The organism is Ruegeria sp. AJ12 (assembly GCF_056536245.1).
Genome location: NZ_JBQFJJ010000001.1, coordinates 2457520 through 2477971 on the forward strand (window position 1 = coordinate 2457520; position 20452 = coordinate 2477971).

Genomic DNA, 20452 nt, shown 5'->3' on the forward strand with positions numbered 1-20452 from the left:
GCGGAGACTGAAAATGGCGTTTTTCTCAAAGCTGAAGGACCGGCTGTTCAAATCCTCGTCACGCCTTGAACAGGGGCTTGAGGCTATCGTCGAGGATGGCGGCGAGGAATCCACCGCACCCGATCCCGTTATCCCCGATCCAGAACCCGAGCCGCAGCCGGTTCCCGAGGTTCCGCAGCCTGCACCCGTCCCGCAACCGGTCGAAACACCCACGCCCGAACCCGCTGATCCGGTACCCGCCCCGCCACCGCCCGAGGTTCCTGAATCCAAAGGATTGCTGGGCCGTCTGCTTGGCCGTGGCGACACGCGGACCGAAGTCCGCCGAACGCTGGACGATGACATGCTGGAACAGCTCGAAGAGCTGCTGATCGCCTCGGACATGGGGGTCGACACGGCCCTGCGCGTAACCGCCAACATGGCCGAAGGGCGGTATGGCCGAAAGCTCTCGACCCGAGAAATCAAACAGTTGCTGGCACAGGAAGTGGCCCGCGTGATGGACCCTGTCGCCAAACCGATGCCCCTCTATCCCAAACGCCCGCAGGTGGTTCTGGTCGTTGGCGTCAACGGGTCGGGCAAGACCACCACGATCGGAAAGCTGGCCAGCCAGTTCAAAGCGGCCGGAAAACAGGTCGTCATCGCCGCCGGAGACACGTTCCGCGCCGCTGCTGTTGAACAGTTGCATGTCTGGGGAGAGCGCGCCGGAGTTCCAGTCCTTACCGCGCCGGAAGGGTCGGATCCCGCATCTCTTGCCTTCGATGCGCTGACCAAAGCACAGGAAGACGGCGCGGACCTGTTGATGATCGACACCGCCGGCCGCCTGCAAAACCGCGCCGACCTGATGGAAGAACTGGCCAAAATCGTCCGCGTCATCCGCAAGGTCGACGAAACCGCCCCGCACAATACCCTGCTGGTGCTGGACGCCACCACCGGTCAGAACGCGCTCAGCCAGGTCGAAACCTTCCGCAATCTGGCGGACGTGTCGGGGTTGGTGATGACAAAGCTCGACGGTACTGCCAAAGGCGGCGTTCTTGTGGCGCTGGCAGACAAATTCGGCCTGCCGATTCATGCCATCGGCGTCGGGGAACAGATCGACGATCTCGCGCCTTTTGACCCCGAGGAGTTCGCCGCCGCTCTCACCGGGCTTGAGGCCTGATCCGAACCTTCATCTGGCCAAAAATACCTTCGGGGGGTGTGGGGGGCAGACAGCCCCCCACCCGCTCCACCCAGCAAAAAGGCCCTACGGATTGAGCGACTGGCTGATCTCCCTAGAAGGCACCGAAGCGGGACACACTCTGGCGTTGGGGCTCGCGCTGATGGCGGCCTTCCTGCACGCCATCTTTGGCGCGCTGCAAAAAGGCCGCCACGATCCCTGGCTGTCGCGCGGGGCAATCGATGCCAGCTACTGTCTTATGGCAGCGCCTTTTGCGCTTTTTGTGGTTCCCTGGCCCGAACCCTACATGTGGCCAATTTTTGCGACCGTCTGGCTGATCCATATCGCGTACAAAACCCTGCAGGCCATGGCCTATACCAAAGGGTCCTACACCGTGGTCTACCCGGTTGTGCGCGGGACCGGGCCGCTGTTCACCGTGATCGGAGCCTATCTGCTGTTCGGAGAAGTGTTTTCCGGGGTGCAGTGGTTCGGTGTCGCCGTGTTGCTGGCCGGTATTTTCGGACTGGCGGCATACAATCTGCGGTTTCTGGAAACCGATCGGGACACGCTGCGCATTGCGCTTGTCCTCGCCGTCACAACCGGTTTGTTCGTGGCACTCTACACCACCTATGACGCCTATGGCATTCGGGCGACGGCGGACCCTTTCACTTTCCTGGCCTGGTTTTTCATGATCGATGGGGTCGCAATGCCGATCTACGCGTTCCTGAGATGGCGCGCCATGATCCACCGGCCTGCCATCGGTCCGTTGATGCTCCGCGGATTTGCCGGAGGGATCGTCGCGCCACTATCCTTCGGTGCGATCATGCTGGCCACCCGGCTCGACAAGGTGGGCGAAGCCGCCGTTCTGAGGGAAACCTCGACCGTGTTCGCCGCCCTGATCGGTTGGCTGGTCCTCAAGGAAACCGTGGGCCCCAGACGCATTGCCCTGATGGCATTGATTGCACTCGGCGCTGTAATAGTTGAAATGGGCGGGTAAGCGGCAGGATGGAATCATGACAGGCAAGAAAGAGATCAACCCGTTTCTGAAACAGGTGCTGGAACTGGGCCCGCCGCTGGCGTTCTTCTTCATCTATCTGCGCCTGCGGGATGACAGCTTTCAATTCGGTGCCACCGAGTATTCCGGATTTATTGTAGCGACGATCATCTTTGTTCCGCTGATGCTGGGTGCAATGGCGATCCTGTGGTACCTGACCGGCAAGCTCAGCCGGATGCAAATCTTCACCGCCATCATGGTCATCTTTTTCGGCGGGCTGACGGCCTGGTTCAACGATGAGCGGTTCTTCAAGATGAAAACCACGCTTGTTTACGGGTTCTTCTCACTCATTCTCGGGATCGGCCTGCTGCAGGGCAAATCCTATCTGGCCTATGTGCTGGATGAGTTGCTGCCCATGCGCCACGAGGGCTGGATGATCCTGACACGGCGCCTGTGCGGCTGCTTTGCCGTTCTGGCGGTGGCCAACGAAGTGGTCTGGCGAAGCCTGTCCACCGATCTTTGGGTCAAGATCGAAACATTCGGCTTTCCCATCGCCCTGATGGTGTTCCTGATGCTGCAGTTCAATCTGTTGCAGAGTTACATGGACGATCCGGACAGCCAGTAGGCACGTCATCCGAGGCTGTATCGGACGGTTCGCGCAAACTGGCCTCGGGCGCTGGTCAAAATGCAGCAAAACGGGATTTCCGACAAAAACCTTGGCTTAGCGCTAAACCTGTGAAAAATTAGGACACCACTCACCATTTCCATCTGGAGAACAGTGCCAGAATGACGGCCTTCCCGACCAGCGGCTTTCTGGCCGAAGCGTCAGACAGATTGAGAGCGATGCTGTCCGCGCAAGCATCCGAGATATCTTTGGCCAAAAACGAAATTCTGTTCGAACAGGATGACGAGGGCGATGCGCTCTATGCCATTCTGGAGGGCACACTGGAGGTCTCGTTTCTGGCCATGAGCGGCAGAAAGCTGACGCTCACCCTGATGCGCCCCGGTGAAGTGTTTGGCGAAATCGCGCTGTTTGACAGTGGCCCGCGCACGGCAACGATATCAGCAGCGGAGCCCTCGCGTGTCTTGCGCGTCCGCCGCAACGACGTGATGAACCAGATCCGCCAACATCCCGACCTCGCCGAGGACATGATCCGTCTGGCCGGCCTGCGGATGCGCTGGATGGGGTCACAACTGAACGAGCAGGTGTTCCTGCCGATGCCGATTCGTCTTGCGCGCAAACTTCTGCATTTGTCCGGGCTTCAGGATGATCCGTCAGAGCGCATAACCCTGTCGCAAAGCGAACTGGCAGAATTTGTCGGGGCAACGCGCGAAGCGGTATCCAAGACAATTGCCACGTGGAAGCGCGACAACGTGGTCGAGGCATCGAGGGGCGGCCTGCTGATTCAGGATTTCGAGGCGCTGCGGGAACTCGCGGATTCCGATCTGATCTGACGGCGTGTGATCTGGTTCACATACGAGGGACAGACAATACCCTAAGTTGAACCCGTTACCGTAGGAGGTCAGAGAATCATCCCCGATATCTGTCCACTGACCTCTCCCTGTATCTGAGCCATATGCCTTTTCGGTGTATGGCTCATTTCTTTTGCACAACAGCGCACCGTCTGGGACAGGCGACGTAGCCTACAGACAGGGCACAATTCGAACCGCTATTTCAAGATCCAGCATCTCATTCTCGCGCGAAAAACCAATAGGTTCGCCAAGTATCTTGATCAGACGCGTCCCCAACAATAAGTCGTAGCGATGGCCCATCGAGTGGCTTATTCCAATGCGCTGACCCGGCCTTGGGTTCAATCCCGGTTTCGTTGCGCCCAAGCCCGCCTTGATATGATGGGCGATATCCCATTCCAACACGTCACCTTCATGGCGCGTGATGACCCAACAATGCCCGTCATCGGTAAAGCCGCCACGCTCTTCCGGGAAGAAGAAGCCGTAGATATAGCCGGCTTCGTATCCTGCCGCGCGCAGGCTGGCGACTAGGTAGGTGTTGATGTCAACGCACGACCCCGGTGTTGTCCCGCAAGACAGATAAGGCACTTCATCGGTGTTGTCATTAAAACGCCGTTTGGGATGCGCGTAGGAAAACCGGCTTTCAGCCTCCGCCACCAGCGCGTCGATACCGGGCCGGCCTCCGCCCGCTTTGTGCGCAATTTGTCGGCTCGCAAGGGCTAAATCCGCCGCTGCTGCAGTGAACCGATTTTCCCGGGGAACAAAGGCAGCCTCGGGATAGGTGGCTCCTGTTGGGGCTGTATCAACGTCATAGAGCAACGTCGTTTTTTCGCTGTCAGGTTTGATTGTGCAAGCCGTCAGCCCCAACTCAGGCTCCGACAGTATTTTGGTTATCCCGCCCCCGGTCACCTCCATCGCCGAAATGGCTTCGTAGGGCGATGCGATGCCGCAGGGGACAAGAATAGTCGAACAGGCCGAGCTCTCGATTTCCACTTTCAGTTGTCTCAAAACAACCCTCTACTGTTCTAGGCTCTTGAGCGAAGTTTCAAAGAAATCAGCATGACCGACTGTTCGTCACCTCGCAATAAATCCATTAAACTAATTATGTAAATCAATTTTGACCCCTTCAGAGCTTCATATGATGACCTTGGACCAGCTTTAAACTCACAGAAAAGGAGGCACCTTCCGGAACCTCCTTTTAGCTGTTTCAGTCTTTTGTCGTGTCGACTAGGGACTATTCTTCCAAGCTCAACGCCACAAACCGGGGATCACCTCCGCGACGAACCAGCAAGAGCAATGATTTGCGCCCTGCTTCGCGGGCTTCGTCCATACGGGCCTCGAGATCCTCAATGGACGTGACCTTTTGCTGACCGGCCTCGGTAATCAGATCACCGGCGCGCAAGCCTTTGGCATAAGCCTCAGACGCCTCATCAACATCCGAGACAACCAGCCCTTCAGCCTCGGCATCCAGACCCAAATCCTCGCGCAACGTGTCGGTCAGGGGTGAAATCGTCAGGCCCAGGATATCCGCGTTTTCGTCCGCGGGGGCGTCTGGAGTTTCCTCTTCGCCATCCTCGGCGCGCTCCGCGTCCTCACGGCGACCAAGTGTGACAAGCACGGTTTGCGTTCCGCCGTCCCGCTGCACCACAACCCGAACGGATTTGCCGACCGTTGTCTCACCCACCTGACGGACGAGACCGCGCGTGTCTTCCACCTCGACACCGTCAAAGCTGAGGATCACGTCCCCGGCTTTCAGACCGGCCTCCTTGGCCGGTCCTTCCGGCACATCGCTGATCAAGGCCCCGCCCGGCTTGTCCAGTCCCATCGCCTCGGCCATGTCCTCGGTGACATCCTGAATGCGAACGCCCAGCCAGCCGCGGCGGGTTTCGCCAAATTCTCGCAGTTGGTCGACAACTTTGACGACCACATTCGACGCCATCGAAAACCCGATCCCGATCGAACCGCCGTTTGGCGACAGGATCGCTGTGTTCACGCCAATGACCTGACCGTCCATATTGAACAACGGGCCACCGGAGTTCCCGCGGTTGATGGCGGCATCTGTCTGGATGTAATCGTCATAGGACCCGCTCAGCGCGCGATTGCGGGCGGAAACGATGCCGGCGGACACCGAGAAGCCCTGTCCCAGCGGGTTGCCCATCGCGATCACCCAGTCGCCCACCCGCGCCGTATCGCTGTCACCAAAAGTCACGTATTGCAGCGGGCTTGTCGCTTCGACCTTGAGCAGAGCGATGTCGGTCTTGTCATCGGTGCCAATGACTGTGGCCGGCAGTTCCTTTACCGGCTGCCCGTCACCGGGAAAGAATTCAACAAGGATTTCATCGGCTTCTGCAATGACGTGATTGTTAGTGACGATAAACCCGTCCTCGGAGATCACGAAACCCGACCCCAATGCGGCACTACGGCGCGGACGGTTTTCGTTATCCCCGTTGCGATCCTGAAACTCGCGAAAGAAGTCTTCAAAGGGGGATCCTTCGGGGACAATGCCCTGTGGTCCGGTTTGTCCTTCGATCAGGGTCGAAGTCGTGATGTTCACAACGGCGGGGCTGATCTGTTCGGCCAGCGGGGCAAGGCTTTCACCACGGGCCTGCGCGGCCATTGTCTGCGCCATCACCAGCACCATACCGGCAACGGCCAGCCACATAAGCCGCATGAAAACAACCACTTCGTCCTTTCGGACCAACATACTGCGCGCTTTTGCCTGCACCTGGGCTCTCCTTGTCGATACGCTTTCCGTAACCACGCTCGGGCGGTTTCGCTTGACTTCCAATGTAGTCAGTTTGATCGCTCTAGCAACTCGGGATCGCGGGGAAATCACCGGCAAGTGAGGTCATGGCCTCAAAAGCCCACCTGATATGCGCCCCACAACAGGATGAAGCCACTGACCACGCACAGCATGCCCATCAGGCGCCGGGCCGATTCCGGCAGGGCGCGCAGCGCCTCGAGCATACGTTCGATAAGCGAAGGGGCCAGCGCATAGGCCAGCCCCTCGACAATCAGCACCAGCCCGAAGGCCAGAAGGATCATACCCATTATTCAGAGGCCACAGCCGCCGGTGCCTGCCGGCCGGTTGGCGACGCCAGATAGTTGAAGAACTCGGAATCCGGGCTCAGGATCAACGAACTGTTGCTGCCTTGCAGTGCATTCTCATAGGCGGTCAGCGAGCGGTAGAATTCAAAGAACTCCGGATCAGCACCGTAGGCTGCGGCAAAGATCGCGTTGCGCTCGGCATCCGCCTCACCACGGATGATTTCCGCCTCACGGTTTGCATCCGAGACCAGTTCCACCACGGTCCGGTCGGCCTGCGCACGCACCCGCTGTGCCGCTTCGTTACCACGGGCACGTTCGTCGGTCGCCTCACGTTCCCGTTCGGCCTTCATTCGGTCAAACGTCGCTTCAAGGTTGGCCTGCGGCAGGTCAGTGGCCTTCAGACGCACGTCGATCACGTTCACGCCCAGCGCCTGTGCCTCGGCAATTGCGCTGTTGCGGATGCGCAGCATGAGCGCGGCACGATCCGAACTCAGGATATCGCGGGACGAGACCGAACCCAGCACTTCACGGGTTTCCGCGCGCAGAATGCGATCCAGACGATCCTCGGCCACCGGAATACCCCCGACGCCAACCGCCTGACGGAACTGCTCCAGATCAGAAATCCGATAGCGCGCGAAGGCATCGACGACGAGACGGCGATCATCCAACGGCGTGACTTCCAGAGGCTGCACGTCGATTGACAGGATGCGGTCGTCATAGCGAACAACTTCCTGAATGACCGGGATTTTAAACGCCAGTCCGGGCTCTTCCTTAACGTCCACGACACGACCGAACTGCAGCACCAGCGCGCGTTCGCGTTCGTCAACGATAAAGATCGACGATAGGCCGATGACGCCGAGAATGACGACGGCAATCAGAATAATGGGTGACTTACGCATCAGTTGCTCTCCGCGACAGGGTTGGAACGGCGCAGCTCGTTCAGCGGCAGATATGGCACAACGCCCTGCCCCTGACCGGTCGAGTTCTCATCCAGAATGATCTTGTCCACATCGCCCAGAACCTGCTCCATCCGCTCCAGATAGAGACGCTTGCGGGTCACATCCGGCGCTTTGGAGTATTCTTCCAGAACCGCGCTAAAACGGCTGGCTTCACCCTGTGCGCTGTTGATCTGCTGGGCGCGATAGGCTTCGGCCTCTTCCAAAACCTGAGCGGCCTCACCACGGGCCTCGGCGAGAACCCGGTTCGCGTAGGCATCCGCAACGTTCTGCAACCGGTCCCGCTCCTGCGCAGCGGCCTGAACGTCACGGAACGCGGCGATCACATCCTGCGGCGGGTCGGCCTTGTCAAAGTTGACGCGGACGATGTTCACGCCGGAATCATAGCTGTCCATCGTGGCCTGAATCAGCTCCTGCAGACGGTCTGCGATGATCCCGCGATCCCGGTTCAGGATCGGCGCCAGCTCGCTTTGCGCGATGATCTCGCGCATCGCCGATTCCGACACAGCCTGAATCGTCTGACGCGGATCGCGCAGGTTGAACAGGAACTTGGCCGGATCGTTGATGTTCCAAACGACCTGATAGTCGATATCGACCACGTTTTCGTCACCGGTCAGCATCAAACCATCATCGCTGCCGCGCGCACCGCCCATGTCTTCGTTCTGTTCGCGTGTGACCGGAATGACCTCGGCAGTCACGACCGGCCAAGGAGCGAAGTTCAGGCCGGGATTTCCGACCGCGGAAAACTCACCCAAAAACAGCTCAACGGACTGTTCTTCCGGTTTCACGGTGTAGAAGCTTGCCGCCGCCCAAAGGCCCGCCGCAACCAGCAGACCAATCACAACGGTTCCTCTGGTGAAAACAGGGCCGCCGCCGCCGGCTCCCTGACCGCCACCACGGCCCCCGCCGCCGCGACCGCCCATCAGGACGCGCAGCTGTTCCTGGCCTTTTTTCATCAGCTCATCGATCTCGGGGATCTGCGGGCCATCACCTTCGGGCGGGCGCCGCCCGTCCCCGTTGTTGCCCCGATTTCCTCCGCCTCCGGATGAGCCTCCGCCCCCCCAGGGGCCGCCGCTGTTGCCCGCCATATGTATCAGTTCCTTCGTTTAGGCCCGTGTGATCACGGGGTCCCTTGTAACTTGTGTGCGCGCGCTTGCAAATCAAGCGGTGCGCATAGGTTGCCGCATTGTGACGATTTCTTCAGACATGGTCGGATGAACCGCCACGGTCCGGTCGAAATCTTCCTTGGTTGCGCCCATCTTAATGGCTATTCCGGCCAGCTGGATCATTTCGCCAGCACCCGGTGCGACGATATGGCAGCCCAGGACCTTCCGCGACGCTTTGCTGACAACCAGCTTCATAAGAACGCGGTCGGGTTTTCCCGCAAAAGCAGACTGCATTGGTCGAAAACTGGTGCAGTAGATTTCAACTTCTTCCTGCTCACGCGCCGCTTCTTCGCTCAAGCCCACAGTGCCCATTTCGGGCTGTGTGAAAATCGCGCTTGGGATCAGCGCATGATCGACCGGAGTGGGATTGCCTTTGAAGACGGTTTCGACAAAGGCCATCCCCTCACGGATCGCGACCGGCGTCAGGTTCACGCGGTTGGTTACATCACCGATGGCATAGATTGACGGAACCGAGGTTTGACTGAACTCGTCAACAATCACCTCGCCCCGGCGCCCGATCTCCACGCCGACATCCTCCAATCCCATGTCACGCGCATTCGGGTCCCGACCGGTGGCAAACAGCACCGTATCAAAAACCTTCTCGACACCGTTGGTTGCCTTGACCCACACCGGCCCCTGGCGGTTTCCATCGTTGCTTTGCATCATGGGCTTGTCTTGCACGGCAGCACCCATCGCCGCATCTGACTGTGTGAGCGTACGGCTGATCTCGTGTTCCTCACCTGCGGCTGCCATTTCCACAATGTTGGTCCCCAGATGCAGGTCTATGCCCTTTTCACGCATCGCCTCGGCCACCAGCCCGCGGGCTTCGTCATCGAAACCGCGAAGGATTTGTGCACCCCGATAGAACTGCGTCACTTCGACACCAAGCCCGTGCATGATACAGGCAAATTCACACGCAATATAGCCACCACCGATAATCAGGATGGACTTGGGCAGCTTCGGCAGATGAAAGATGTCGTCCGATACGATCCCGAGGTCTGCGTTCGGCAGATCGGGCCGAACCGGATGACCCCCGGTTGCAACCAGAATGTGCTTTGCCGTGAACTCCTGCCCCGTGGAAAGCGTTACGGTGTGCGCATCCTTTATCGAGGCGCGGGCATCAAATGCGTCAACGCCTGAGGTCTTCAGCAAACTGCGGTAGACGTCTTCCAGCCGGTCCAGCTCAGTGTTCAGCTTGCCGGAAAACGCGGGCCAGTCGAAATCGCCGCCCGTGAAATCCCAACCGTACGAACGACCCTCGGACATCAACTCGCCGTATTCGCTGGCGAACACCATCAGCTTTTTCGGTACACAACCCCGGATGACGCAGGTGCCGCCATAGCGGTCCTCTTCGGCCAGCGCCACTTTGGCCCCGGTTTCGCCAGCCGCCACGCGGGCGGCACGAACCCCGCCCGAGCCCCCACCGATGACAAACAGATCATAGTCAAAGCTCATGCCGGGTTCCTTCGTTCAACTTCCAAAATTTCTCTGGATATCTGGGCGTGAAATGTCACTTGCCAACCCCGCGCCCTGAAAAGTCGACACGTTTGCAGGTGGTCGACTGGAAACCGCCGGCGTTCAATCTGTCAGATCCGAAAACAGGTTCTCGCCGGCTCCGTCCACCAGCTGATCCAGCTCGATCGTGCCGGCATTGATATCCCGCAGTTCGACCCGTCCATCGCCGTGACCGACCACGACCTTGTCACAGATATCGATAAACAGGCCGTTTTCGACCACGCCCGGCACCTGGTTCAGCACCAGGGCAAGTTGGCGCGCATTGCCGATACGCTGTAGATGCAGGTCAAGCACATGGTTGCCTTCATCCGTGACAAACGGCGCCTCGCCGTTCATGCGCAGTGCAGCCGAGGTGCCCAGAACATCCATCGTGTCCAACGCCTCTTCGATCAGGGTGCGTGTGGTCTGCCAGCCAAACGGGATCACCTCGACCGGCAGCGGGAAAGCGCCAAGCGTTTCCACTTCCTTGCCTGCATCTGCGATAACCACCATCTGATCACTTGCGGTTGCCACGATCTTTTCCTGCAGATGTGCGCCGCCGCCGCCCTTGATCAGGTTCAGATCGCCGTCAAACTCGTCTGCACCGTCAATGGTCAAATCCAGCCATCCGGCCTGATCCAGAGAAACCACTTCGATGCCGACCTCGCGCGCCAGTTGTGCGGTTCGGGTCGAGGTGGGCACGCCCTTAATCCGCAGACCCTCGTCCTGCACCCTTTCGCCAAGGCGGCGCACAAGCCAGGCGGCGGTCGACCCGGTGCCCAATCCAACGCGCATCCCCCCTTCGACCATCTCGGCGGCGCGGCGCGCGGCCACATACTTGGCCGTATCAATGGGCGACAATTCTCCGGTCATGGCAGCTTTCCCTGGTGTTGCTGCCGGACTTATACGGAATGCGGCCCGTAACTTCGAGACCCAAATCGCACGGCTTGCCGTCCATTATTGTCGCTCTTATACGCGTTTCCTATCGGAAACGTCGCAATCGGCGCTTCCCGTTCGCGCACCGGTATATAAATAGGCCTCATGACGACACCTTACCGCCTGCATTATGCCCCGGATAACGCCTCGCTTGTGATCAGGCTGGCGCTGGAAGAGATGGGTGTACCCTACGACACAGTTCTGGTGGACCGGAGCCGGGACCAGCAGAACGACGTCTCGTACCGGGCGCTGAACCCGAACGGATTGATCCCCGTTCTCGAAACACCCCAGGGCCCGATTTTCGAAACGGCTGCAATACTCTTGTGGCTGGCAGACACCCATGATCAGCTTGCTCCCGCGCCGGACGCCCCGGATCGCGCCGCTTTCCTGAAATGGCTGTTCTTCGCTTCGAACACGCTGCACGCCGATCTGCGCATTCTGTTCTATGCAGAGAAATACATTGATGATGCACAAGCCGATACGCTGCGTGCAGGTATCCGCCCCCGTTTGCGCCGCCATCTGAAATTTTTGGATGCCGAGGCAGCAAATGCGCCGGGCTGGCTGCACGCGGACAACCCCTCGGTCCTGACATATTACGTTGCCTGCATGATGCGGTGGATGGCTCTCTACCCGGCACGGGTGGACCGCAGCTGGTATCAACTGGCCGATACGCCCTACCTGCAAAAGATCCTGATGCAGCTTGAGCACCGCCCCGCAACGCGTGCCGCCATCGCAGCCGAGGGGCTCGGGGCCACGCCATTCACAGCTCCGATTCACCCTAACCCTCCAGAAGGCTCAGCAACCTGATATGTTCCTTTCTGTCTTTGATATGTTCAAAGTGGGCATCGGCCCGTCCTCGTCACACACCATGGGCCCGATGGTGGCCGCGGCGCGGTTTCTGGACATGATGCGGGCCTCACCCTTTGACTTTACGGGTCTGCGCGGTTCATTGCATGGATCGCTCGCCTTTACCGGCGTCGGCCATGCGACGGACCGCGCCACCATTCTGGGCCTGGCCGGATTTGTCCCGGACACCTACGACAACGACAAAGCCGAGGTGGCACTGGCGGCCATATCGAGCTCGCACACCGTGACGCCCGAAGGCCTGCCCACTCTGAAATTCGACCCCAAAACCGACCTTGTTTTTGACTATGACCACGCGCTGCCGGGCCATGCCAACGGCATGATCCTGATGGCCACCGACGCACAGGGTGACGTCATTTTGCGCCAGGTGTTTTACTCCATCGGCGGCGGCTTCGTCCTGACCGAAGAGGAACTGGCGGAAGGCAAGGCAACAGACGAAGGCGCACCGGTCCCCTTCCCCTTCAAATCAGCGGCCGAGATGCTCGACATGGCCAAAACCAGCGGCAAGACCATCGCGGGTATGAAGCGCGAAAATGAAATCGCCCGCGGGTGTGTCGACAGTTTTGCCAAAGGGTCGGCCCGGCTTTGGCAGGTGATGAATGACTGTATCGAGCGCGGCCTGACCACCGATGGTATTCTGCCGGGCGGTCTGAGCGTGCGTCGTCGCGCAAAAGGTATCTACGATGCGCTGATGGCCGAGCGCGGCATGAACCTGACGGCCCCGCACACCATCAACGACTGGATGAGTGTTTATGCCATGGCGGTCAACGAGGAAAACGCCGCTGGCGGTCAGGTCGTCACCGCCCCCACGAACGGAGCCGCCGGAGTGTTGCCGGCGGTCCTGCGCTATTACCTCGATCACGTGCCCGGTGCGTCCGAGAGCCATATCGAGGATTTCCTGCTCACCGCCGCCGCCATCGGCGGACTAGTGAAATTCAACGCCTCGATCTCCGGTGCCGAAGCAGGCTGTCAGGCCGAGGTCGGCAGCGCCGCGGCCATGGCCGCGGCGGGGTTGTGCGCCGTGATGGGGGGCACACCGGAACAGGTGGAAAATGCGGCCGAGATTGCGCTGGAACATCATCTGGGCATGACCTGCGACCCGGTTGCCGGGCTGGTTCAGGTGCCGTGTATCGAGCGCAACGGGCTGGGGGCGATCAAGGCGGTGTCCGCCGCCTCGCTGGCCCTGCGCGGGGATGGTCAGCATTTCGTCCCGCTGGATACGGTGATCGAAACCATGCGCCAGACCGGAGAGGACATGAACGAGAAGTACAAGGAAACCTCGCTCGGTGGGCTGGCGGTCAACATTCCGAACTGCTGAAACACTCTATTTACAGCGCAATTTCGCGTGGGCACGGCGCTGATTTTCTGCAAGGCTGGGCTCAGCCAGCAGAGGGGTGAGACATGCGCGGTCGGTGTTTATGTGGCAAAATCCGGTTCGAAGTTGAACCTCCGGTCCTGTCCTGCGTGACCTGCCATTGCGAAAGCTGTCGTCGGCAATGCTCCGCCCCGATGACTGCTTATTTTGGCATCCGGGACGGTCGGTGGCGGTGGACCGGAGACGCGCCAAAGATCTTTCATTCTTCCCCGGGCGTAGAACGCAGTTTCTGCCCGGATTGCGGAACACCCATGTCATTCCGGTCCACCTCGATGTCGGATGTCATGCATTTGTATGTTGCCGCTCTGGAGAACCCCGAAGCCCTCGAACCCAAGTTGCACGTCGCATACGAGGAACGCCTGAACTGGCTGAAACTGGATGACGGTCTGCCCCGCTGCATCGGCCCGGACTATACAAAATACCAACCGCTGCCAGAGGTCTGATTCCGGCCTTCCCTCTGCGATGTTACCGCGATAGCGTGCCGGCATGACCCAGGATCGCCCCGTCTTTGGCATCGTTCTGATGCTCGGCTTTTGTGTGCTTGCGCCACTGGGCGATGCACTGGCCAAACTGTTGGGCGAAACGACACCTCTGGGTCTGCTGGTGCTTGTCCGGTTCGCGATTCAGGCGCTGATCCTGATCCCGCTGGTCGCAATGACCGGACGCCCCTGGCGCATGCGGGGACGTATCCTGCGGCTGACGGTAATCCGCACGCTGCTGCACATCATCGGGATTTCAGCGATGTTCAGCGCGCTGCAGTTCCTGCCGCTTGCGGATGCGGTGGCAATTGCCTTTGTGATGCCGTTCATCATGTTGTTGCTTGGCCGATACGTACTCGGCGAAGAGGTCGGCATCCGGCGGCTGATTGCCTGCATTGTCGGGTTTGTAGGCACATTGCTGGTGATCCAGCCCAGTTTCGCCGAGGTCGGGGCGCCCGCTTTGTTACCGCTGGTGGTGGCCGTGGTCTTTGCGCTCTTCATGCTGGTTACGCGGCAGGTCGCCAAAGAAACGGACCCGATCTCTTTGCAAGCCGTGTCAGGAGCTTTCGCCACGATCCTCTTGTTGCCGATGGTTCTGATCGGCACGCAGGCCGGGATCTGGGAGCTTTCGTTGATCGTTCCGGCGGGCAATACGCACTGGCTGCTGATCGGAATTGGGCTGTTGGGCACTGTCGCGCACCTGCTGATGACATGGTCCTTGCGCTATGCACCATCGGCCACGCTGGCACCCATGCAATATCTTGAAATACCTGTCGCGACCCTGATCGGCTGGATGATTTTTCACGATTGGCCTGACGGGCTGGCGGGCCTCGGCATACTGATCACGATCGCCGCCGGCCTCTACGTCATTCTGCGCGAGCGGGCCAGCGCCCGGTCTGCCCCGACAGAAACGCCTGCATAACCTGATCCAGTGCAGGGCGCGGCGCCATCACCACAAGCCCGGGTTCATCCATCTGCAACTCGACCTCGGACACCACCCGGTTGGACGTGCCGATCTGCTTTAGCGGTTCGAACACCAGGTCTTTGATTGGCCACTCCAACCCTTGGCTTTGCCCGGTCACCCGTTTGAGCGGGAACAGCGATACGGTCTCGCCCGGAGTGACGCTGAACTCGATTTTTGGCGGGGCGTGAAAGACGATCTCGTGCTCACCCAGTAAAATGCAGGGGCGGTCAGGCCGGGTCACCAGCGTGTTCAGAGCCGCCAGTTGGTGATCCAGACGTCCCCCCAGAAACCCAACGCCCACGACCAGTGGCGCTTCGACGCTGCGCAACGCCTTGTCGAAATCCGTACTGTCCTGTTCTTTGATCGGGAAAAGGCGGTCCGACGGGATTTGTTCGCGAACCGTGCTTTCCAACGAATCGAAATCGCCAATGACGGCGTCCGGGAGACGCCCTGATTCTAGCAACACGGCCGCTCCGCTATCCACTGCGACGGCGAGTCCGACGCGAATCAGCGCATCAGCCAGGTCGTTTTTTCCGATATGCCCCCCGCCAAACAGGCCAATTGGATCATTTGCCCGCACAATCGGCGCATTTTTTCTAGGATTGATCATTTTTTCCGGTTTTGGACATATTCAGACCACAAAATGATAGGTTGATGTGAACAGTTTTGAGCCGACGGGTGTGCCCGGGCCTGGGTGAGTTGGCTGTCGTAGTTTGTAGAGGACGTGCGTCTGATGGTACAGAATAACAAGGTATTGACCGTTTCTTATGGAACCTTTTCCTGCACTTTGGAAGGATTTGACGATTCCTTTGAAACGATGAAATCCATTGCCGAATACTTTCGGGATCTTGCAGCGGACGACCGGTATTTCGGGTCCGAACCGCCGCAGCCCGATGCCGAAATGCTGACCCGTATTGCACAGCGTGACCCGTCGCAACGCGTCGAAGCCCGTCAGAGTGAAACCGGCCTGTTGTTGCGCGCCACCGATGCAGCCCCGACCCCCGCTGCCGAGCCGCAGGACGAGGCCCCCGCCCGTGCGCCGGATCTGAACGTGGTTGACACACCCGCCTCGTCAGAAGCGCCTGTAGAAAGTTCCGAGCCGTTCTTTGTCGAAGCCGAGCCGGTAGACCCTGTACCAGCCCCCCCCGCCGACAGCATCGCCGCCAAGCTGCAGCGCATCCGTGCCGTGGTGTCCCATTCCGACGACAACGCCGGTGCGTATACCGAAGACGAAGAAACCGCGTTGCTCGACAGTGCCGCCGCCCCTGTAGATGCGGTTACCGCCGCATTCGAAGCAGGTGCGCTGAGCGCCGAGGATCTGGAGCCCAAGGCACCTGACGCGGAGCCGCAAGCGAAGGCCGAGGAAAAAGCAGAAGACGAGATGCCCGCCCCGGCTCCGATCATTGAAGAAGAGCCGGAGGACGAAGCACCGTCCGATGAAGTTCTGTTTTCGGAACTCGACGACGTTGCCGAAGCAGACGTTGAAGAAGACGAAGTCGTCAACATTCTCAGCGAAGATGAAATCGGTGCGGAAGATGACGCGTCCGAAGAGATCCTCGCCAAGGACGCGCAGGACGAACCCGTTCAGGGCGCTCTGACAGCCGAAGACGAAGTCAACCTGCTGAATGAAATCTCGCAGGTCGAGGCGGAAATGTCCGACCAATCCAGCCGGATGCCGACAGAGGACGCTGCCTCGGATCAGGATGTTTCGCGCCTGATGGACATGGCTGGCGCACAAATGGACGATCCCGCGACCAGCGACACGCGCGAGACCTATTCTCATCTGCGCACGGCTGTCGCGGCCACCGAAGCCGAACGTCAGGAAGGCGATGGCACAGACAAGCCGTCTGAAGATCAGGACTACCGCGGTGATCTGGCATCGGTGGTCAGCCCACGCCGTCCGGAAATTCAGGTTACCAGCATGCGCCCCGAGTCGGATTCCTCCGCACCGCTCAAGCTGGTTGCGGAACAGCGCATCGACGACCGTGAGGAAGACGCCGGCCCGGTTACCCCGCGCCGCGTGACCGCTCAGCAGGATGAGGACGGACCCGAAGAGGGCGGATTTGCACAGTTCGCGCAGGATCAGGGCGCACAGTCGCTGCCCGATCTGCTCGAGGCCGCAGCCGCATACCTGTCCTTCATCGAAGGTCAGGCACAGTTTTCGCGTCCACAGTTGATGAACAAGGTCCGGTCGCTCAAGCAGAATGAGTTCAATCGCGAAGAAAGCCTGCGCTCTTTCGGCCAGTTGCTGCGCGACGGCAAGATCGAGAAGGCAGGCGGTGGCCGGTTCGCAGCGTCAAACCTGATCGGTTTCCGCCCCGACGACGAACGCGCGGCTGGCTAACCCTTTCGAGACATTTTCAAAAAGGGCCGAGAGCGATTCTCGGCCCTTTTTTGCTGAGCACACGTACTGACGCGCCCTGAAACCGCCTGTCCAACACGGTGTGAAAGGGTCGCAATGCTGCACCGCAGAAAATATGCTATAGTTAGGGTTAACAGAAGTTCTCGTGTGACCTTACGACCCATCGGAGACCGTAGCATGTACGATATCGCGATCCGCCGTTTGCGAAAATACGATCAATCTCAGATCGTTACACATTTCAACAACCTCGACGACGACGCCTTGGCATCGCGTTTTGGTGTGACTGTGCAACCGGGATATGTTCAGACCTATATTTCACGCATGTTCGATGATGCAGCATTGGTTTTCGGCGCGTTTCCGGATCCGTTCCTGCGTGGCGTCGGAGAACTGCGGCAGGTTCCGGGCGGCACGACCTATATTGCCGAGGCTGCATTCACCGTCGAAAACTCCTGGCAGGATCGGGGTATTGGCGACGCCTTGTTGTCCAGGATTATCGCTGCGGCCCGCAATCGGGGGATACGCGAGGTTCATATGCTGTGTCTGGCCACCAATCAGAAAATGCGGCGGCTTGCGTCCAAGCATGATGCGGATCTGACCCTTCTGACCGGCCAGGTCGAGGCCACTCTGACCACGCCCTGGCCCACACCTTTTAGTCTGGCCGAGGAAATCTCTGGTGAATACTACGCCTATGCCCGCGCCGTTCTGAGTTGGCCAAACTCTGCGCAAACCACTGATTAATATCAGAAATTAAACGCCACAGCCACGTAGGGGCCGGTCAGGATCAGGTCAATGACGTTGCCGCCTTCCTGAAAGTCCACGCTCAAGTGACGGTATCCGCCCGCGATGCTGGTGCGTTCGGTCCACTTCCAACTGGCTTGGACCACGGCCTCCCACTGAAACTTTGAGCCGTAGCCGAACCCTCCGACATTGCCCATCGCGCTGACGCCCCAGCGTTCATTGATCGCTCTGTTGTAGCGCGCTCCAACGATAGGGTCGGTCCAACTTTGATCCGTGGTCGCGGTAAACCCCAGCACCGTGGTCGCCAGATCAAGATCCCAGTGCCGCAGACCGGCAAACGCCTCAACCCGGGACTGATCGTCTTCGAGCACCGAGTACCCGGCCACCAGAGACGACATTGTGCCGTCGAGTTCCCAGTTTGCGAGGTCATTGAACGGCCCGATGGTCACATCGTCACCCAGATTGAGGTAGTTGAATTCCGCCCCGATTGCCCAGCGCCCATTTCTGGCCTCACCCGCGATCAGAAACGCGCTGTTGAGGATGTTGAAGATGGATGTGCTGCCGTCAACCGGCGGGTTCAGGCCAATGTCCAGCGAAGTTCGGAAGTCCGGCCCCCAGATGTAGGGCGCAATGGTGTACTCCCAGTCGTTCGCTTGCGCCTTGTCCGCGACCAAAGCCGCTGCGACCATGGCTGCTGCGCTCAAACCTGTTCTGTTCATGCCTCATGCCTCCCGGATCAAGGCGCGCCACCGCGCCCCTGTTCCGAAAAGCTGTCATGACGCAGCGTGACAGGCAACCGTACCTAGCGATTTCAGGGCTGATCCGGGTCTTCTTTGCCGACGCCCCGGAACACAAACCTGAAAGGCAAAGCCCAAAGAATGCCCAGAACCACGTAAACCAGAAACTCCACCCAGATCGGCGGCCGGTCCAGCCAGTTGACCACCGTCACAACAGCAACAATGTACAGCGGCAACCCGACCAAAAGGATCACCAGCGACCAGCGGCGGCGCGCCTTGTAACTCAGGCCGGGTTTTTGGTCATCGCTCATCAGTCGGCAAACGGGTCGGTCACCAGAATGGTGTCATCCCGCTCCGGACTGGTGGACAAAAGAGCGACGGGGCATTCGATCAGTTCCTCGACACGGCGCACATATTTGATCGCATTTGCCGGCAGATCCGCCCAGCTGCGCGCGCCTTCGGTGGATTCGCTCCAACCGGGTACTTCTTCGTAGATGGGCTTGCAGCGCGCCTGCTGGTCGGTGGCGGTGGGCAGATAGTCCAGATGTTCTCCGTCCAGATTATAGCCGGTGCAGATTTTCAGCGTCTCAAAGCCGTCAAGCACGTCGAGTTTGGTCAGAGAGATTCCGTTGACACCGCTGGTGGCGCAGGTCTGGCGCACCAGGCAGGCATCGAACCACCCACAACGGCGCTTGCGTCCTGTAGTGGTGCCGAATTCGTGCCCCCGCTCGCCCAGCCGCTGACCATCGTCATCATCCAGTTCGGTTGGGAAAGGCCCCTCGCCCACACGGGTCGTATAGGCTTTCACAATCCCAAGCACAAAGTCGATCGATCCCGGTCCAATACCCACACCTGTCGCAGCCTGACCGGCAATCACGTTGGACGATGTCACAAACGGATAGGTCCCGAAATCGATGTCCAGTAACGCGCCCTGAGCACCTTCGAAGAGGATACGTTTGCCTGCCTTGCGCTTTTCGTTCAGCACTTTCCAGACCGGGGCGGCAAAGGGCAGAATCTGCTGCGCGATCTCATCCAACTGCGCCAACAGCGCGTCCCGGTCGATGGGATCAATGCCCAGACCCTTGCGCAGAGGATCGTGGTGCTGCAGCGCGCGATCAACACGCGCCTCGAGCGTGGCTTTATCCGCCAGATCCGCGACGCGGACAGACCGGCGCCCCACTTTATCCTCATAGGCCGGGCCGATACCGCGACCGGTTGTCCCGATCTTGGTGCCCTTGCAGGCCGCCTCTTCCCGGGCCCGGTCCAGTTCGCCATGGATCGGCAGGATCAGCGGTGTGTTTTCGGCGATCATCAGCGTTTGAGGTGTAATTTCAACACCTTGCGCCCGGATCGTTTCAATCTCTTTGATCAGGTGCCAGGGGTCCAGAACCACTCCGTTCCCGATGACACTCAGCTTGCCACCGCGCACGACACCCGAGGGCAGCGCGTGCAGCTTGTAGACCTCGCCATCGATGACCAACGTATGACCGGCGTTGTGTCCACCCTGAAAACGCGCGATAACGTCGGCTCTCTCGCTGAGCCAGTCGACGATCTTGCCTTTTCCTTCGTCACCCCATTGGGCGCCGACAACAACCACGTTGGCCATATCCGGTCCTTTTCGTGCTGAGTAATCAAACTCGGCTCGTATAGCGAGGCACAGTCGACAGGGAAACCGCTATTTCGCCGCAGATTGAAATCGCGCGGACGCGCGATGCCTCC

21 protein-coding genes are annotated in these 20452 nt (G+C 59.5%); 10 read left to right on the forward strand and 11 right to left on the reverse strand.

The features are described 5' to 3' along the window. The first annotated feature begins 13 nt into the window (after nt 1-13). The 4 genes from ftsY (at nt 14) to ACR3E0_RS12410 (ending at nt 3599) form a co-directional block, all read left to right on the forward strand. Nucleotides 14-1153 (forward strand): signal recognition particle-docking protein FtsY, encoded by a 1140-nt coding sequence (gene ftsY / locus ACR3E0_RS12395; protein WP_480479125.1) that lies wholly within the window; start codon nt 14-16, stop codon nt 1151-1153. A gap of 91 nt (nt 1154-1244) precedes the next feature. Further along, nucleotides 1245-2147, forward strand: a complete 903-nt coding sequence (locus ACR3E0_RS12400; protein ID WP_480479126.1) for an EamA family transporter — start codon at nt 1245-1247, stop codon at nt 2145-2147. A 16-nt stretch (nt 2148-2163) separates the two neighbouring features. Beyond that, on the forward strand, nt 2164-2769 hold the full coding sequence (locus tag ACR3E0_RS12405) for an inner membrane-spanning protein YciB (protein ID WP_480479127.1): 606 nt from the start codon (nt 2164-2166) through the stop codon (nt 2767-2769). Between the two features lie 161 nt (nt 2770-2930). Next, a complete protein-coding gene (locus ACR3E0_RS12410; RefSeq protein WP_480479128.1) occupies nt 2931-3599 on the forward strand; it encodes a Crp/Fnr family transcriptional regulator in 669 nt (222 codons plus the stop codon). Nucleotides 3600-3788: 189 nt separating this feature from the next. On the opposite strand, the gene ACR3E0_RS12415 is transcribed toward ACR3E0_RS12410, so the two are convergent. From ACR3E0_RS12415 to rpiA, 7 genes are all read right to left on the reverse strand, one after another. Then, on the reverse strand, nt 3789-4622 hold the full coding sequence (locus ACR3E0_RS12415) for a transglutaminase-like domain-containing protein (RefSeq protein ID WP_480479129.1): 834 nt from the start codon (nt 4620-4622) through the stop codon (nt 3789-3791). 226 nt (nt 4623-4848) lie between these two features. Further along, entirely contained in the window at nt 4849-6318 is a 1470-nt protein-coding gene (locus tag ACR3E0_RS12420; protein WP_480481025.1) for a Do family serine endopeptidase, read from the reverse strand. Between the two features lie 152 nt (nt 6319-6470). Continuing rightward, complete coding sequence (locus ACR3E0_RS12425; protein ID WP_170435631.1) at nt 6471-6665, reverse strand: DUF2065 domain-containing protein; 195 nt, start codon at nt 6663-6665, stop codon at nt 6471-6473. Further along, the gene (gene hflC, locus ACR3E0_RS12430; protein ID WP_480479130.1) at nt 6665-7561 is read right to left on the reverse strand and encodes a protease modulator HflC; all 897 of its coding nucleotides are present in this window, start codon (nt 7559-7561) and stop codon (nt 6665-6667) included. Before hflC ends, ACR3E0_RS12425 begins: the two co-directional genes overlap by 1 nt. After that, entirely contained in the window at nt 7561-8706 is a 1146-nt protein-coding gene (gene hflK / locus ACR3E0_RS12435) for an FtsH protease activity modulator HflK (RefSeq protein WP_480479131.1), read from the reverse strand. Before hflK ends, hflC begins: the two co-directional genes overlap by 1 nt. Nucleotides 8707-8778: 72 nt before the next feature. Beyond that, nucleotides 8779-10239 (reverse strand): FAD-dependent oxidoreductase, encoded by a 1461-nt coding sequence (locus ACR3E0_RS12440; protein ID WP_480479132.1) that lies wholly within the window; start codon nt 10237-10239, stop codon nt 8779-8781. Between the two features lie 123 nt (nt 10240-10362). Beyond that, nucleotides 10363-11151, reverse strand: a complete 789-nt coding sequence (gene rpiA, locus ACR3E0_RS12445) for a ribose-5-phosphate isomerase RpiA (RefSeq protein WP_480479133.1) — start codon at nt 11149-11151, stop codon at nt 10363-10365. A 168-nt stretch (nt 11152-11319) separates the two neighbouring features. Between rpiA and ACR3E0_RS12450 the strand changes: the two genes are divergently transcribed. The 4 genes from ACR3E0_RS12450 to ACR3E0_RS12465 all read left to right on the forward strand — a co-directional run bounded on the left by ACR3E0_RS12450 (nt 11320) and on the right by ACR3E0_RS12465 (nt 14854). After that, the gene (locus ACR3E0_RS12450) at nt 11320-12021 is read left to right on the forward strand and encodes a glutathione S-transferase family protein (protein WP_480479134.1); all 702 of its coding nucleotides are present in this window, start codon (nt 11320-11322) and stop codon (nt 12019-12021) included. A 1-nt stretch (nt 12022) separates the two neighbouring features. After that, nucleotides 12023-13396 (forward strand): L-serine ammonia-lyase, encoded by a 1374-nt coding sequence (locus tag ACR3E0_RS12455; protein WP_480479135.1) that lies wholly within the window; start codon nt 12023-12025, stop codon nt 13394-13396. A gap of 83 nt (nt 13397-13479) precedes the next feature. Further along, entirely contained in the window at nt 13480-13896 is a 417-nt protein-coding gene (locus tag ACR3E0_RS12460; protein WP_480479136.1) for a GFA family protein, read from the forward strand. A gap of 43 nt (nt 13897-13939) precedes the next feature. Then, nucleotides 13940-14854, forward strand: coding sequence for a DMT family transporter (locus ACR3E0_RS12465; RefSeq protein WP_480479137.1), 915 nt, complete (start codon nt 13940-13942; stop codon nt 14852-14854). Here ACR3E0_RS12465 and ACR3E0_RS12470 read toward each other — a convergent pair. Next, entirely contained in the window at nt 14799-15506 is a 708-nt protein-coding gene (locus ACR3E0_RS12470) for a thiamine diphosphokinase (protein ID WP_480479138.1), read from the reverse strand. The genes ACR3E0_RS12465 and ACR3E0_RS12470 overlap by 56 nt on opposite strands. 123 nt (nt 15507-15629) lie before the next feature. Between ACR3E0_RS12470 and ACR3E0_RS12475 the strand changes: the two genes are divergently transcribed. After that, entirely contained in the window at nt 15630-17240 is a 1611-nt protein-coding gene (locus ACR3E0_RS12475; protein ID WP_480479139.1) for an RNA polymerase sigma factor, read from the forward strand. 195 nt (nt 17241-17435) lie between these two features. Then, nucleotides 17436-17996, forward strand: coding sequence for an N-acetyltransferase family protein (locus ACR3E0_RS12480; RefSeq protein ID WP_480479140.1), 561 nt, complete (start codon nt 17436-17438; stop codon nt 17994-17996). 2 nt (nt 17997-17998) lie between these two features. Here the strand turns inward: ACR3E0_RS12480 and ACR3E0_RS12485 are convergent, their stop codons facing one another. From ACR3E0_RS12485 to ACR3E0_RS12495, 3 genes are all read right to left on the reverse strand, one after another. Beyond that, nucleotides 17999-18715, reverse strand: a complete 717-nt coding sequence (locus ACR3E0_RS12485) for a hypothetical protein (RefSeq protein ID WP_480479141.1) — start codon at nt 18713-18715, stop codon at nt 17999-18001. A 92-nt stretch (nt 18716-18807) separates the two neighbouring features. Beyond that, complete coding sequence (locus ACR3E0_RS12490; RefSeq protein WP_480479142.1) at nt 18808-19044, reverse strand: DUF2842 domain-containing protein; 237 nt, start codon at nt 19042-19044, stop codon at nt 18808-18810. Then, nucleotides 19044-20339 carry an adenylosuccinate synthase gene (locus ACR3E0_RS12495; protein ID WP_480479143.1) on the reverse strand — a complete coding sequence of 432 codons (1296 nt, stop codon included), beginning with the start codon at nt 20337-20339 and terminating at the stop codon, nt 19044-19046. The genes ACR3E0_RS12490 and ACR3E0_RS12495 overlap by 1 nt, the downstream gene beginning before the upstream one ends. Nucleotides 20340-20452 lie beyond the last annotated feature (113 nt).